General features: G+C 56.0%; 15 protein-coding genes. 7 read left to right on the forward strand and 8 right to left on the reverse strand.

From position 1 onward, the window contains the following. Nucleotide 1 precedes the first annotated feature (1 nt). From ABLU73_RS02125 to fimB, 5 genes are all read right to left on the reverse strand, one after another. Nucleotides 2-706, reverse strand: a complete 705-nt coding sequence (locus tag ABLU73_RS02125; protein ID WP_264924801.1) for a fimbria/pilus periplasmic chaperone — start codon at nt 704-706, stop codon at nt 2-4. Nucleotides 707-755: 49 nt separating this feature from the next. Then, nucleotides 756-1,292, reverse strand: coding sequence for a fimbrial protein (locus ABLU73_RS02130; protein ID WP_004205362.1), 537 nt, complete (start codon nt 1,290-1,292; stop codon nt 756-758). A gap of 71 nt (nt 1,293-1,363) precedes the next feature. Continuing rightward, nucleotides 1,364-1,912 carry a type 1 fimbrial major subunit FimA gene (gene fimA / locus ABLU73_RS02135; RefSeq protein WP_004205364.1) on the reverse strand — a complete coding sequence of 183 codons (549 nt, stop codon included), beginning with the start codon at nt 1,910-1,912 and terminating at the stop codon, nt 1,364-1,366. A 481-nt stretch (nt 1,913-2,393) separates the two neighbouring features. Continuing rightward, nucleotides 2,394-3,002 (reverse strand): type 1 fimbria switch DNA invertase FimE, encoded by a 609-nt coding sequence (fimE, locus tag ABLU73_RS02140; protein ID WP_004205365.1) that lies wholly within the window; start codon nt 3,000-3,002, stop codon nt 2,394-2,396. A gap of 454 nt (nt 3,003-3,456) precedes the next feature. Continuing rightward, entirely contained in the window at nt 3,457-4,062 is a 606-nt protein-coding gene (fimB, locus tag ABLU73_RS02145; RefSeq protein WP_004205366.1) for a type 1 fimbria switch DNA invertase FimB, read from the reverse strand. 168 nt (nt 4,063-4,230) lie between these two features. Here fimB and ABLU73_RS02150 point away from each other — a divergent pair, with 168 nt between their 5' ends. Continuing rightward, nucleotides 4,231-4,491: a hypothetical protein gene (locus tag ABLU73_RS02150; RefSeq protein WP_017899261.1), complete on the forward strand. Its 261-nt coding sequence runs from the start codon at nt 4,231-4,233 to the stop codon at nt 4,489-4,491. Nucleotides 4,492-4,839: 348 nt separating this feature from the next. On the opposite strand, the gene ABLU73_RS02155 is transcribed toward ABLU73_RS02150, so the two are convergent. After that, a complete protein-coding gene (locus ABLU73_RS02155) occupies nt 4,840-5,085 on the reverse strand; it encodes a hypothetical protein (protein WP_043520897.1) in 246 nt (81 codons plus the stop codon). A 385-nt stretch (nt 5,086-5,470) separates the two neighbouring features. Between ABLU73_RS02155 and ABLU73_RS02160 the strand changes: the two genes are divergently transcribed. Then, a complete protein-coding gene (locus ABLU73_RS02160; protein ID WP_194417972.1) occupies nt 5,471-6,427 on the forward strand; it encodes a nickel/cobalt transporter in 957 nt (318 codons plus the stop codon). Here the strand turns inward: ABLU73_RS02160 and ABLU73_RS02165 are convergent. Further along, nucleotides 6,424-6,930: a MarR family transcriptional regulator gene (locus ABLU73_RS02165; RefSeq protein WP_108450863.1), complete on the reverse strand. Its 507-nt coding sequence runs from the start codon at nt 6,928-6,930 to the stop codon at nt 6,424-6,426. The two genes, ABLU73_RS02160 and ABLU73_RS02165, sit on opposite strands and share 4 nt — an antisense overlap. A gap of 81 nt (nt 6,931-7,011) precedes the next feature. Here ABLU73_RS02165 and ABLU73_RS02170 point away from each other — a divergent pair, with 81 nt between their 5' ends. Then, nucleotides 7,012-7,908 (forward strand): EamA family transporter, encoded by an 897-nt coding sequence (locus ABLU73_RS02170; protein ID WP_004205382.1) that lies wholly within the window; start codon nt 7,012-7,014, stop codon nt 7,906-7,908. A 95-nt stretch (nt 7,909-8,003) separates the two neighbouring features. On the opposite strand, the gene ABLU73_RS02175 is transcribed toward ABLU73_RS02170, so the two are convergent. After that, nucleotides 8,004-8,213: a DUF1471 domain-containing protein gene (locus tag ABLU73_RS02175; protein WP_002916131.1), complete on the reverse strand. Its 210-nt coding sequence runs from the start codon at nt 8,211-8,213 to the stop codon at nt 8,004-8,006. Nucleotides 8,214-8,918: 705 nt separating this feature from the next. Between ABLU73_RS02175 and mrkA the strand changes: the two genes are divergently transcribed. From mrkA to mrkD, 4 genes are all read left to right on the forward strand, one after another. Next, nucleotides 8,919-9,527, forward strand: coding sequence for a type 3 fimbria major subunit MrkA (mrkA, locus tag ABLU73_RS02180; protein WP_000756959.1), 609 nt, complete (start codon nt 8,919-8,921; stop codon nt 9,525-9,527). Nucleotides 9,528-9,622: 95 nt separating this feature from the next. After that, complete coding sequence (gene mrkB, locus ABLU73_RS02185) at nt 9,623-10,324, forward strand: type 3 fimbria chaperone MrkB (RefSeq protein WP_223107181.1); 702 nt, start codon at nt 9,623-9,625, stop codon at nt 10,322-10,324. 11 nt (nt 10,325-10,335) lie between these two features. Then, nucleotides 10,336-12,822 carry a type 3 fimbria usher protein MrkC gene (gene mrkC, locus ABLU73_RS02190; protein WP_004205384.1) on the forward strand — a complete coding sequence of 829 codons (2,487 nt, stop codon included), beginning with the start codon at nt 10,336-10,338 and terminating at the stop codon, nt 12,820-12,822. Further along, a complete protein-coding gene (mrkD, locus tag ABLU73_RS02195) occupies nt 12,813-13,808 on the forward strand; it encodes a type 3 fimbria adhesin subunit MrkD (RefSeq protein ID WP_004205385.1) in 996 nt (331 codons plus the stop codon). The genes mrkC and mrkD overlap by 10 nt, the downstream gene beginning before the upstream one ends. Nucleotides 13,809-13,813 lie beyond the last annotated feature (5 nt).

The raw sequence follows: 13,813 nt of genomic DNA on the forward strand, positions 1-13,813 counted from the left end.
TTTAACGCAGTACGCCATTCATTTTCGGCGTCAGCGCGCCGTAATCGTTAATGGTGCGATAGGTGATGGTGTTGCCGGCATCCGCAGGCAGCTTGACGCTGGTTTTACCCATCGGCGGCACCAGGGCGTTTTCCAGAATGCGCGTTCCGGCGTTCAGTTCGGTCACCGTCAGGTAATAAGGGGTAGGATTCGTCAGCGTTAGCGACGATCCATTGCGGCTAAAGGTCAGCTTGTCCGCCGCCTGATCCGGGGGCAGGGTCAGTTTTGCCGGTCGGTAGTAGAGCTTGATGCGGCTGATAATCGCCAACTGGAGGATGTTGTCGCTGAGCTTCGATTTATCCATTGAGGGAATAGCCTTCACGTTCATCCAGAACAGGCTTTCCCGATCCTGCGGCAGCTGGTTATTGGTCGCATCGATAATGCGCAGGGTATTCTCTTTTTTGCCCTGCATGGCAAACAGCGGGGGAGTGATAACAAACCGGCCGTCTCGCTGCCCATCGGCATTTTCCACCCATGACTGAATAAGCCAGGTGCTGTTGTCGTCGTTATTGGTCACCGCCAGCTGGACCTGTTTCTGACCCGCCGGGTAGATGACCCGAGTCGCGCCCAGCGCGACGCCCGCGTGCGCGCTGGCGCTCAACGCGCCGGCGGCGAAAAGCACACATCCCGTCAGTATGCCGCGTATCGTCGTTGCTGTTTTTCTCACATTATCTCCTTGTCTGCTCACGGTGTTGTCCTGCTGGTCTGCGGGTTGATTACTGATAGGTTAATGAGAACCAGGCCTGGGCGTTGGCCGCGCCGCCGGTGACCTGGCGTCCGGTCGCCCGATATTTGGCGACGAAATTTAGCGTCGTCGGTCCGCGGTAGAGCGGCACCCAGCGATCCGGCGGACGATTGAGAGGCAGCTGCTGGCCGTGACTGTCGAACAGCGCGATGCCGATCCCGCTGGCGATCCCCGGGCCTTCACCCACCGACAGCACGTCGGGGTTTTTGCCGTCAGCCACGCCGTGAAATGCCACCCCGACATGCTGGCTGACTGCCGTACTGCAATCCTGTAAATGAATCGTGAAAGGGATCGGGTTGCTGTCTTCGCCCACGTCGTGAAATCGGTTACTGCTGATCTGTCCCAGATTGACCGTCATCTGCCGATCGCCGGCTTCGACGCGGCAGGAACTGGCCATGATCAGGCCCTGAAAGCGCATGCTGCCCCCCGGCAGCGTGACGTTCCACTGATTACCGGCCAGCGCCAGCGGAGGCAGCAGCAGTAGCAGACCCGATTTCATTCCCTGCATCGTTTCACCCCGGTTGCAAAATTAAGCGCGGGCCCTCCTGGCCCGGATGGCTTCCTTGCCTGATGTTTGCCTTACTCGTACTGCACTTTGAAGGTGGCGTCAGCGTTCGCGATACCGGCGGTCGCGGCGCCAGTGGCGTAGTAACGTGCCTGGAACGGAATGATGTTGGTGCCGTCATTCAGCGTGGTGGCTGCGCTGAAGGTGGCGCCGTCCAGCGCCAGCGGCGTGCCGGTGTTGTCGAGGATCTGCACGCCGACGTTGGTCGCGCTGCCGGCGGCAGAGTTTTGCAGCGCCAGAACGGTGGTATTGCTGCTGTCGATGGCCGTACCGGCGAAGGCGACGGACGCTTTGGTTGCTACCGTGGTGTCGCAATCATCCAGCTGAATGTTGAAACCAACGGACGAACTGGTGCTCCCCGCCGTGGCCAGCTTCGCGGAACGCACCTGGCCCAACTGGACGGTTTGATCGATAGAGCCGGCATCCACCGCACAGGCCGCGTTAACGACTTCCCCTTTAAAATGGACGGTCCCGCCGTTAACCGTGGTGGTATCGGCCAGGGCCGCCGCGGAGCTCAGAGACAGGGCTGACACAACAATCATTGCCAGTGTTTTGATTTTCATACTGTTTTCCTTTGAACGATGTCGAAATAACGAACCGGATTGGCAGCCGTTGTGCCTTCCAGGCATTTCAGATTTCAGCCGAGTGGTCTGGCTGCCGGCTCTGCACAGTTTTCGCCCAACCGATGAGACAATTGGGGCCATTTTGACTCGTTGAGATAAACGATCTGTTCGTTGTTTAATCTTGCCTGTTTTTTGGTATTAAAATCTGTTTAATGTGGTTTTATTGGTTATTTAATCTGGTGATGTTGGCGAGAGTGCGAAAGGAAGAGAGATACCGCTGGCGAAGGCGCGCCAATGCAACGGGAGGGCAGGGTGGGGAAAAGTGCGTAATTGACGCTTTAAAAATATATTAAAAACATGTAGTTAATAATTTTTCTGCAGAAATATGGCGTGGTGAGTTGCAAAATATGTCAAAACATTTTTATGATATAAACAGTTTGGCCCCAATTGACCTGTTCACGGTTTATTTTTTTAATTAAATTCAATCAGTTGTATCAACTCCCGATTCTGCAATGCTTTCTCCAATAAGATTATTTCTTTCCCATATTCCAGCGAAACGCGCCGCATTGCTGGCGGTGTAGCGTACCGTGTGTCGAATATTACGATGACCGAGGTAATCCTGGATCAAACGGGTATCTGTACCTCTTTCCGCCAGTTCGTAGCCGCAGGCGTGACGCAGCATATGGGGGTGGGTCTGCGTCACGGTACCCGCCTTTTCCCCGGCGGAGCGAATAATACGATACGCCTGCTGGCGTGAGAGCGGGGTCCCGCGACGGGAGATAAAAAGCGCGTCGGTTTTGGCCGCCGCTTTCCAGCCGGCGCGGACCTGACTCCAGCGCTCAATGGCCTCACGTTCATCAAAGCGCAGCGGGTGAATAGTTGAAAAACCGTTCTTCAACCGCCGCACATTGACCCGGCCTTCCCGTAGATCCAGATCGTGATAGTGCAGATCCAGCAGTTCGCTGATGCGCATCCCGTGGCGAAAGGCGAGAAGGATGAGGCAGTAGTCCCGCTCGCCGGTGGCGCCCTGACGCGCGGCCTGCATCATAGCCTGAACTTCTTTGGCGGTAAGAAAACGACGTCGGTTCACAATAATTACTCCTGAAAAAGAGGTGAGGGGTCGTCATGGCGAAACCATACGCCATGACGGAAAAGATCCGTAATGTAAGAACGGTACAAGGTGAAGGCGATTAACCACGTATAGATAGCATATTATATTTACAGCCAGTCAAAATATCGCCTGGCGATAATTCTTAATTTTAGAGATTTTAAGCAAGGTCACAATAGATCTGCTCGGGTTTTATAGCATGTGCATAAAATAAAAGGGATTTTTCACTCGGTAGATTTTAAAAAATAGCGGGATGGATTTTTAGCCAACAATAAAGAATCACGGCAAAACCGGAATTAATACAGGGTCAATTTAACGATGAGACCGCAGGATTAAATAAGAACTTGCGGGAACAGTAATCATAATTAACTGAGGGTTAATTTATTGCTATTTAATTTCCCCGCAACGCGGTACAACGCCATCCGTGGCGTCAGGCTTACTGAAGCAGCGACAGGCGCTGTTTGTCGCGCGTATTGTCCCAGATACCATAGAAGCGTCCCGCGTTGCTGGCGGTATACCAGACGGTATGGCGAATATTGCGGTGTCCGAGATAGTCCTGGATCAGACGGGTATCGATACCCATATTGGCCAGCGCAAAGCCACAGGAGTGGCGCAGCATGTGCGGGTGGATCTCCAGCGGCAATCCCGCCTGGTCGCCAGAGGAGGCGATAATTTGATAAAACTGCTGGCGGGAAAGGGGATTGCCTTTGCGGGAGAGAAACAGCCACTCGCTGGCGGCCTGCGGCCAGGTGTTGCGAATGGCCAGCCAGCGCTTTAGGGCGTGGATCTCTTTATTCAGCAAAGGGTGGGTGGTCGAAAACCCCTTTTTTAGCCGATGGATATAAACGCAGCGGGAAGCAAGGTCGATATCGGATATTCTCAGGCGACAGATCTCGCTGGCGCGCAGACCATGGATGAAGCACAGCAGCGTCAGGCAATAATTACGTGCGGCATAGGGACCGCTATCGGCGGCTTTAAGTAGTGACTCGATTTCATTCTGAGTCAGGAAGTTCCTTTTTTTAATCTCGGCGTTATTCGTCATAGTGTTCCCTTTTATGGCAGGCAAATATTACGCTTTCCAGGCCTGCGTCAGGTCATTGTTAAATGCGACTGCCTTTTTATTTTTAAACAGCGTGCTGATAACGTTTTTATTTGCTACGGGAGCATGCGGTATCATGGGCTATCGCCATCCCCAGCGATAAGACGCCGTATGCTGAAGGGTAAAGAAAGGGTTAGCTGGTTGAACTGGCGAATCTTTCCTGGAGGTTTCCACGTCCTGTACATCCCTGATCCTCTTGATGATGCCCGCTTGATGATGGAGGCACTGGCTTCCGGCCACGGCAAGGCGGCCATCAATGCCGTCATGATTTATTTCCCGGCAGTTGGGGCGGCACGGCGTCAGCCAGCCGGCCTCCCGTATCTCAGCGACGGGAATGGCATGAGTAATTTCTCAGACAGAATACAACCTTGAACCGTCTGGATAGCATTCACTGCAAAACTACAACAGAGATTAAACCATACTGCAAAAAGCCTGGGGATAATAGCCATTGTCTCTGTGAGGGCACTTTACGTCTTATTTAACGGGTTGAGCTTAATCTTAATGGTGCTGTGGGAGCGCGGGCGGTAATCGGCGGAAGCGGTGATATCAGGCGGTGGGTATAAGAGAGGCATAGGCTGCAGACTGGTGTGGGTAATATTCTGCTGCGAGCTAAGAATAAAGAGCAGGTAGGGGACAGACGCGACGGTCCGGTGTCGCAGGCGGTGTTAAAGGCTCCGGTGGCAGAAGTCCGCGATCTGATATCCACCGGAGCAGGCTGACTTACCATTTTTCGTCGCGGGCTTCCTGACGACCTTCGCGGCGGTTTTCCCGCTTATCGTGACGGCAGCTGGCGTTGCTTTGATTATTATTTCTGACGCACTCTTGCTTGGTTTCACGGCCCTGCTCGCGGCTATCCTGGCGGATATCGCGAGCGTCCTGGCGCTGGTCGCTGCGCCAGGTCGCCTGCGCCGAAAGCGAGGGCGTCAGCAGCGCGACGCACGCCAGGGCGAGTAAGCATCTTTTCATGGGGGTGGTCCTGTTAATGAATATATTAAATTAATAGCAGTTAATAAATATTCGTGCCTGATGCGCAGGATGATAAAGTACAAAAAGTGCCAGGATAGCGATAACTGATTTATTTTTATCTTTTTTAGGTGTGTAACGATTGCTCTAATATGTTATGCAGGGCGTCAACAGCAAAAACAAACGTCTGTGGTATGCTGAAAATATGAAAATGCTTTGTGCAAAGGTAGGGCAGAGGGTAGGTGTAGGAGCCCGCTGATGCTGATAATGCGGAGCCTTGTGACCTTAAGCATTGACGAGAAAAATCCGACAAATTATCCAGGCACTATTGTTCGCCGGGCATGAGATTGTCGTCTGGCGGTTGATCTCTTTTCACCATGGCTTACCGATGATGATACCGACTTCGCAACGCGACTGGCGCCTGCTGGCCGCCGGGAGCGGCGGCCTTCTTCTGCTGGCCGCCGGCATCACCTTGCACAGCCACTGGAGCGACTTCCTCCAGTGGTGCCTCGCCACGCAAATTACCTTGCATCGCTATCTGGTGATGTACCTTCTGCTGCTGAACAACCATCAGTACAGCGGCGGCGTCTGGTTGCTGGTGGGCGCTTTTCTCTACGGCGTGCTCCACGCTATCGGACCGGGCCACGGCAAGTTTATCGTCACCACTTACCTGAGCACCAATCAGGAGAGCCTGACCGCGGCGCGGGTGGTGCCTTTTCTCGGCAGCCTGCTGCAGGGCGTCAGCGCCATCCTGTTTGTCTTTATTCTCGCGGTGGGGCTGAATCTGTCCGCTGGCGATCTCAGCGCCAGCCGCTGGTACGTCGAGAAGATCAGCGCCCTGACCATCGCCGCCTTTGGGGTTTACGTTATCTGTCGTGCGCTGCAGAGCCTGCTGCCGGGTAAAAGGAGAATACGCGCCCTGAGGCCGGCGCATCAGCATGATGCCTCGTGCGGCTGCGGGCACCACGGCGTGGGACACGACCTGCAGGGCGCCGACTGGAAGACACGCCTGGGCGTGGTGCTGGCCATCGGCGCCCGGCCCTGCAGCGGAGCGATTATGATCCTGCTGTTCGCCAACGCGCTGGGGATCGTCAGCTGGGGCATCGCCGCAGTGATGACCATGGCGCTGGGCACCGCACTGTCGATCCTTGGTCTGTCGCTGGCGGTGCACTATGCCCGTCACCGTACTGTCACCCGGCTGACGGCGACCAGCCGTCCGCGGCCCTGGCTGGTGCCGCTGGTGAAGATCCTCGGCGGGCTGGCGCTGATCCTCTTTGCCGCGGGATTGTTTTTCACCGTGGTGCCGATCAGCGCTAACGGCGACTTTATCGCCGCCGGCTGTTAACGGCTCTCCAGCAGGCGCATCAATACCCGCAGCGCCTGATCCAGCTGCTGGCGCTCGCCATCGCTGAGCCCCGCCAGCAGCTGCCGTTCATTATCGACATGGGTCTCCACCGTTTCATCGATGCGTTCACGTCCGGCGGGCGTCAGGGCGACCAGCATACTGCGGGCGTCTTCCGGATTGGGCAGGCGGGTAATAAATCCGCGTTTCTCCAGCGCCTTCAGGCGATGAGTCATGGTGCCGGAGGTGATCATCAGCGTGGAGAAGAGCTGGGTAGGCGAAAGAATGAACGGCGCCCCGGCGCGGCGCAGCGTCGCCAGCATGTCAAACTCCCAGCGCACCAGCTCATGGCGTGTAAAAGCCACTTCCACCTGCGGCTCCAGCAGCATGGCGCATCGTTTCAGACGGCCAATTGGCCCCATTGGGCTGCAGTCGAGGTCTGGCCGCTCCCGCTGCCACTGGGCAAGGATCCGATCAACGGCGTCGATCGGCGGTGATTTGTCCATAAGTGCTCACTTGTCTTGATATCAAGATAATTGCGTGTACATACTTGCGGCACCAATTTAACTTGAAGTGAAGATAAAATCATGGCTTTTCTCTCGCGTAGTCTGATGCTCGACCTGCTGCTCACGGCGCTGGCGCCCGCTATCTGGGGGACGACCTACATCGTCACCTCCCAGTTTCTTCCCCCCGACCGGCCGTTTATCGCCGCCCTGCTGAGGGTTTTGCCGGCAGGCATCGCCCTGCTGATCTGGAGCCGCCGCTTTCCACAGCGCGGCGAATGGCTAAAGCTTATCGTTACCGGCATCTTAAATATCGGCGCATTTCAGGCGCTGCTGTTTATCGCCGCCTATCGCTTACCCGGCGGTCTGGCGGCAGTGATTGGCGCGATCCAGCCGCTGCTGGTGATGCTTCTCGCCTGGTGCGTAGACCGGCAGCGCTCGCCCTGGCTGGCGGTATTCTCAGCCCTCGCCGGCATACTCGGTATGGCCATGCTGCTGCTGTCGCCGCGCACCGTCCTCGACCCGCTGGGCATCGGCGCGGCGTTTCTCGGGGCGATCAGTATGGCGCTGGGCACCTGGCTCTCCCGCCGCTGGGCGCTCTCCCTGCCGATCGTCGCGTTAACCGGCTGGCAGCTGGCGATCGGCGGGGTGGTGCTGGCGCCCGTGGCGCTGATCGTTGATCCCCCTTTACATCAGGTGACAGCGCTGCAGGTGGCCGGCTATCTGTGGCTGTGCGTGGCGGGCGCGATGCTGGCCTATGGCCTGTGGTTCCGGGGGATTGGCCGCCTCTCGCCGGTGGCGGTATCGGCAATGAGCCTGCTGAGCCCGGTGACCGCCGTGGTGTTGGGGTGGATTTTCCTTGGCCAAAAGATCCAGGGGATGGCGCTGGTCGGGCTGATCGTGGTGCTGGCGAGCGTGTTGTCTATTCAGCGCGCGCTGGCGCGTCAGGCGGCGGGGGCAAAAACGAAAAAAGCCCCATAACGGGGCTCGACATTGCTGTGTGCGGGGTGGGCGGCGGGAGCCAGACCAGCCGCCCGCAGGCGGCCTGTCCGGCAGCTCCCTCTGCAACCATTCGCTTATTTAGAGAGCTCGGCGGTCATATGGACCTGGTTGCCGGTGTACGCTTCAGTGATGTGGTAGGAAGCGCCTTGTTCTTTCGCAATGGTCGCGATTTTCGCTTCTGCGCTGTCCAGGGTGTCTGCTGTTACGCTCACCGGATGAGCGAAGCTAGCGAAAGAGACCAGGGAGAGCATACCGGCAGCGGCGAGTAATTTTACGTTTTTCATGGTGTTTGTCCTTTTAACTTTTATGGTGGAAAGCGTGTTTGCTTTCGATGGGCTTATAATAAGTCTGCTAACTATAACGCGCGTGGCAAAAAGTGCGATTTAGATCACATTTTTATGGCGGTTTGATGACGGAGATATGAATGTTTCTCTATTTTTTAATTTAAAAACAATGGATTAGTGATTATTTTTTGATGGGAGTATCACGCGGACTGCCTGCGATCAGAATGTAGTAGGCGCCTCATTTACGCGGTTACCATTCATTGTATGAATTAGTTGGGCGGTTTTTAGCCGCCGTTGGGGCGGATTCGGACGATTCGCAATAGCCCTCTGGAGGCCATTTCGGCATGCTGAGACGGCCATTTCTCTCATGCCCTGGCGTTAGGCTTTCCGCGCTGTAAACATCCATCACCCCGTTTTGATCTATCAATAAGCATTTATTAATAGTTATCGATTATCTGTTATATAACTTAATGAAACGTGAACAAATGTATATTTGTCGGCGAATAAATAGCATTCTTTGACGCCGATAGCACCAGCGAACTTATATTTTTAAGTTCGTTACCTGACGCCTTAAATATTGCGGCTCCCGGTCAGTCGAAGATTCTATTAGCAGTGGCATAAATCAGCATCGCCTGATGTTTCTGGTTCTATGCGAATTCACAGTGTGCTCATTGATTCGTAATTCACTCTGACAAGGAAATGGCAATGAAAAAGGTTCTTCTCTCTGCAGCAATGGCAACCGCGTTTTTTGGCATGACTGCTGCCCATGCAGCTGATACCAATGTTGGCGGCGGCCAGGTTAATTTCTTCGGTAAAGTTACCGATGTATCCTGTACTGTTTCTGTTAACGGCCAGGGCAGCGATGCGAACGTTTACCTGTCTCCGGTAACTCTGACTGAAGTTAAAGCGGCAGCAGCGGATACTTACCTGAAACCGAAATCTTTCACCATTGACGTCTCTAACTGCCAGGCTGCTGACGGCACCAAACAGGATGACGTAAGCAAACTGGGCGTAAACTGGACCGGCGGTAACCTGCTGGCTGGCGCTACCAGCAAACAACAGGGCTACCTGGCGAACACCGAAGCTTCCGGTGCTCAGAACATCCAGCTGGTACTGTCTACTGACAACGCTACCGCGCTGACCAACAAAATCATCCCGGGTGACAGCACTCAGCCGAAAGCGAAAGGCGACGCTTCCGCTGTCGCTGATGGCGCGCGTTTCACCTACTACGTAGGCTACGCCACCAGCGCGCCGACCACTGTGACCACTGGTGTGGTTAACAGCTACGCGACTTACGAAATTACTTACCAGTAATTCCGTCAGAAAATAAAACTGCCCCGCGATGGGGCAGTTAATAACAATAATAAAGCGGCGATGACCGCCGCTTGTATTTTTATTCTGAGGTCAGCATGAAGCGTATTGCCCTTTTTTTCTGTTTCATTTTTAGTTTTGCGGCCCACGCCAACAATATTATTGTTAACGGTACCCGCTTTATTTATCCAGGAAATGAAAAAGAAATAACGGTACAGCTTTCAAATAACGCCGACCGTCCGGCGCTGGCGCAGGCCTGGCTGGATAACGGCGATGCCGATGCCACACCGGATACCATTACCACCCCGTTTATTATCACCCCGCCGATTTCGCGCGTTGACGCCAAGAGCGGCCAGACGCTGCGTATTAAGCTCGGCAGCAGCGCCGGTCTGGCGAAAGATAAAGAGACGCTGTGGTGGCTGAATCTGTTGGAAATACCGCCGGTGGTGGCCAATCAGAAAAATGAAGGCCAGAACGTGCTGCAGCTGGCGATCCGTTCGCGCTTTAAATTTATTTATCGTCCTGCCGGACTGGGCAACCGCGATGCGGCGGCCGAGAAGCTGACCCTGACCGCCAGCGGCAGTAGTCTCGCCATCAACAACCCGACGCCGTTCTACATTACCGTCAGCCGTATTTCCCGCGACGGCGGTAAAGCCCTGAACAGCAAAGCCGTGATGCTGGCGCCGCAGTCCAGCCAGACGGTGGCGCTTTCCTCAGCCGTCAACCGCGGCGAAACCCTGACCGTTAACAACATTAATGACTATGGCGCCGATGTCGCAGTGAAAGTGGCCGTTAAATAAGGGAAAAGCTAATGAAGCAGAGGTCATTCTGCCCGGGAAGATTAAGCACCGCGATCGCCATCGCGCTGTGCTGCTTTCCGCCATTTTCCAGCGGACAGGAAAACCCGGGAACGGTATATCAATTTAACGACGGCTTTATTGTCGGCAGTCGCGAAAAGGTCGACCTGTCACGCTTCTCGACCAGCGCGATTACCGAAGGCACTTACTCCCTTGACGTCTACACCAACGACGAATGGAAAGGGCGCTACGATCTGCGCATCGCGCGCGACAAAGACGGTAACCTTGGGGTCTGCTACACCAAAGCGATGCTGACGCAGTACGGCATCGCGGCGGAAAAGCTCAATCCGCAGCTGAGCGAACAGGAAGGCTACTGCGGTAGCCTCAAATCCTGGCGCAACGAAGACAACGTCAAAGACAACCTGGTCCAGTCCTCCCTGCGGTTGAACATTTCGGTGCCGCAGATCTATGAAGATCAACGCCTGAAAAACTATGTCAGCCCGGAGTTCTGGGACAAAGGCATTACCGCGCTTAATCTTGGCTGGATGGCCAACGCCTGGAACAGCCACACCTCTTCGGTCGGCGGGTCGGATAACAGCAGCGCCTACCTTGGCGTCAATGCCGGCCTGTCGTGGGACGGCTGGCTGCTGAAGCATATCGGTAACCTGAACTGGCAGCAGCAGCAGGGTAAAGCGCACTGGAACAGCAACCAGACCTATCTCCAGCGGCCGATCCCGCAGATCAACTCCATCGTCAGCGGTGGGCAGATCTTTACCAATGGTGAATTTTTCGACACCATCGGTCTGCGTGGGGTTAATCTTTCCACCGATGACAATATGTTCCCGGACGGCATGCGCTCCTATGCCCCGGAAATTCGCGGCGTGGCGCAGAGCAACGCCCTCGTCACCGTGCGCCAGGGCAGCAACATTATCTATCAGACCACCGTTCCGCCGGGGCCGTTTACGCTGCAGGATGTCTATCCATCCGGCTATGGCAGCGATCTTGAGGTTTCGGTAAAAGAGGCGGATGGCTCGGTGGAAGTGTTCAGCGTGCCTTACGCCTCCGTTGCTCAGCTGCTGCGTCCGGGCATGACCCGCTACGCGCTCTCCGCCGGTAAAGTGGACGACAGCGGGCTGCGCAATAAGCCGATGCTCTATCAGGCGACCTGGCAGCACGGGATCAATAACCTGCTGACCGGCTACACCGGGGTCACCGGCTTTGACGACTATCAGGCCTTCCTGGTGGGCACCGGGATGAACACCGGGATCGGCGCCCTCTCTTTTGACGTCACCCATTCTCGGCTGAAAAGCGATAGCCATGATGACTCGGGGCAGAGCTATCGCGCCACCTTTAACCGCATGTTCACCGATACCCAGACCAGCATCGTGCTGGCGGCGTATCGCTACTCGACGAAAGGTTATTACAACCTCAACGACGCGCTGTACGCCGTCGATCAGGAAAAAAACAGCCGCAGCAACTACACCCTGTGGCGGCAAAAAAACGGCATGACCTTCACGGTAAACCAGAACCTGCCTGACGGCTGGGGCGGGTTTTATCTCAGCGGTCGTATTTCCGATTACTGGAACCGCTCCGGGACCGAGAAGCAGTATCAGGTCAGCTATAACAATTCGTTTGGTCGTCTCTCCTGGTCGGCAAGCGCCCAGCGCGTCTATACCCCGGACAGCTCCGGCCATCGCCGCGACGATCGCATTTCACTCAACTTCAGCTACCCGCTGTGGTTTGGCGACAACCGCACCGCCAACCTGACGTCGAACACCTCGTTCAACAACTCGCGCTTTGCCAGCTCGCAGATTGGTATCAACGGTTCGCTGGACAGTGAAAACAACCTTAACTACGGCGTGTCGACCACCACCGCCACCGGCGGTCAGCATGATGTGGCGCTCAACGGCAGCTACCGTACGCCATGGACCACCCTCAACGGCAGCTACAGCCAGGGCGAAGGCTATCGTCAGAGCGGCATTGGCGCCAGCGGGACGATGATCGCCCACAGCGGCGGCGTGGTGCTCTCACCGGAAAGCGGCTCGACGATGGCGCTGATTGAAGCCAAAGACGCGGCCGGCGCTATGCTCCCGGGATCGCCGGGCACCCGCGTGGACAGCAATGGTTACGCCATCCTGCCGTATCTGCGCCCGTACCGAATTAACGCCGTCGAGATCGACCCGAAAGGCAGCCATGACGACGTGGCCTTCGATCGCACCGTGGCGCAGGTTGTGCCGTGGGAAGGCAGCGTGGTTAAGGTGGCGTTTGGCACCACGGTGCAGAACAACCTCACCCTGCAGGCGCGCCAGGCGAACCATGAGCCGCTGCCGTTTGCGGCGAGTATATTCTCCCCCGACGGCAAGGAGATCGGCGTCGTCGGTCAGGGCAGCATGATGTTTATCAGCGATGCGAACGCCAAACGCGCGATTGTGAAGTGGAGCGGCGGGCAGTGTTCGGTGGATCTGGGACAGCAAACAACAAAGGATAGCGTATGTCGCTGAGGAAATTACTGACGCTTTTTATCGTCTTAATGGCGCTGGGCACCACCTCGTCCTGGGCCGTCTGTACGCGCCTTTCTTCGCCAACGGTGATGCTGGACATGGTGGTGGGCAGGGTGGTGGTGCCCCCGGATCTGCCGGTGGGTTCGGTGATCCTCACCCGCGACTGGACGATGAGCGCCCCCGGCGGGGCGAGCTATCGCTGTACCTCCGGCACCAACCGCTTCGCGGCGAAGATCGTGTCGCCAGGGGCCACGGACCTGGGGAATAAAATTTATTCCACCAACGTGCCGGGAATTGGTATGCGTTTCAGCCGCGGCGGCGCGACGGTGAATATCGTCTATCCCGACGTCTATTCGTCCCGAGTGTATAACACCACCAACTATTCCCTTGAAGGATCACGTTTTACGCTGGAGATTATCAAAACCGCGGCAACCACCGGCAGCGGTACCCTGGCGGCGGGAAAATACACCTCCTACGACTGGGAGAGCGGCGGCAACCCGATCCTCGAAACCTATCTGAGCGCCAACGCGATCACCGTGGTCTCGCCCTCCTGTTCGGTATTGAGTGGGAAAAATATGAATGTTGATGTGGGTGCCATTAGACGTACTGACCTGAAAGGGGTTGGCACCACCGCGGGCGGGAAGGATTTTAATATTGAGCTGCAGTGCAGCGGCGGCCTGAGTGAAACGGGATATGCCAACATCAGCACCTCTTTCTCCGGCACCCTGGCTACCAGCACCACCGCCACCATGGGCGCCTTGCTGAATGAAAAGGCCGGCAGCGGGATGGCGAAAGGCGTCGGCATCCAGGTGCTGAAGGATGGATCCCCGCTGCAGTTTAATAAGAAATATACCGTTGGCCGCTTGAATAATCAGGAGACCCGCTACATCACCATACCGCTGCACGCGCGCTTTTATCAGTATGGCCCGACGACCAGCACCGGCGAGGTGGAGTCGCATATGATCTTTAACCTGACGTACGATTAATACGG

The sequence above is a fragment of the Klebsiella sp. GG_Kp175 genome, from assembly GCF_040062325.1.
In the GTDB taxonomy this organism is placed as follows: Bacteria; Pseudomonadota; Gammaproteobacteria; order Enterobacterales; family Enterobacteriaceae; genus Klebsiella; species Klebsiella quasipneumoniae.

What these genes read in the sequence shown, in the direction of transcription:
- ABLU73_RS02130 (WP_004205362.1), bottom strand. Translation starts at nt 1,292, where the DNA reads ATGCAGGGAATGAAATCGGGTCTGCTACTGCTGCTGCCTCCGCTGGCG.
- fimA (WP_004205364.1), bottom strand. Translation starts at nt 1,912, where the DNA reads ATGAAAATCAAAACACTGGCAATGATTGTTGTGTCAGCCCTGTCTCTG.
- fimB (WP_004205366.1), bottom strand. Translation starts at nt 4,062, where the DNA reads ATGACGAATAACGCCGAGATTAAAAAAAGGAACTTCCTGACTCAGAAT.
- ABLU73_RS02150 (WP_017899261.1), top strand. Translation starts at nt 4,231, where the DNA reads ATGCTGAAGGGTAAAGAAAGGGTTAGCTGGTTGAACTGGCGAATCTTT.
- ABLU73_RS02155 (WP_043520897.1), bottom strand. Translation starts at nt 5,085, where the DNA reads ATGAAAAGATGCTTACTCGCCCTGGCGTGCGTCGCGCTGCTGACGCCC.
- ABLU73_RS02160 (WP_194417972.1), top strand. Translation starts at nt 5,471, where the DNA reads ATGATGATACCGACTTCGCAACGCGACTGGCGCCTGCTGGCCGCCGGG.
- ABLU73_RS02165 (WP_108450863.1), bottom strand. Translation starts at nt 6,930, where the DNA reads ATGGACAAATCACCGCCGATCGACGCCGTTGATCGGATCCTTGCCCAG.
- ABLU73_RS02170 (WP_004205382.1), top strand. Translation starts at nt 7,012, where the DNA reads ATGGCTTTTCTCTCGCGTAGTCTGATGCTCGACCTGCTGCTCACGGCG.
- ABLU73_RS02175 (WP_002916131.1), bottom strand. Translation starts at nt 8,213, where the DNA reads ATGAAAAACGTAAAATTACTCGCCGCTGCCGGTATGCTCTCCCTGGTC.
- mrkA (WP_000756959.1), top strand. Translation starts at nt 8,919, where the DNA reads ATGAAAAAGGTTCTTCTCTCTGCAGCAATGGCAACCGCGTTTTTTGGC.
- mrkB (WP_223107181.1), top strand. Translation starts at nt 9,623, where the DNA reads ATGAAGCGTATTGCCCTTTTTTTCTGTTTCATTTTTAGTTTTGCGGCC.
- mrkC (WP_004205384.1), top strand. Translation starts at nt 10,336, where the DNA reads ATGAAGCAGAGGTCATTCTGCCCGGGAAGATTAAGCACCGCGATCGCC.
- mrkD (WP_004205385.1), top strand. Translation starts at nt 12,813, where the DNA reads ATGTCGCTGAGGAAATTACTGACGCTTTTTATCGTCTTAATGGCGCTG.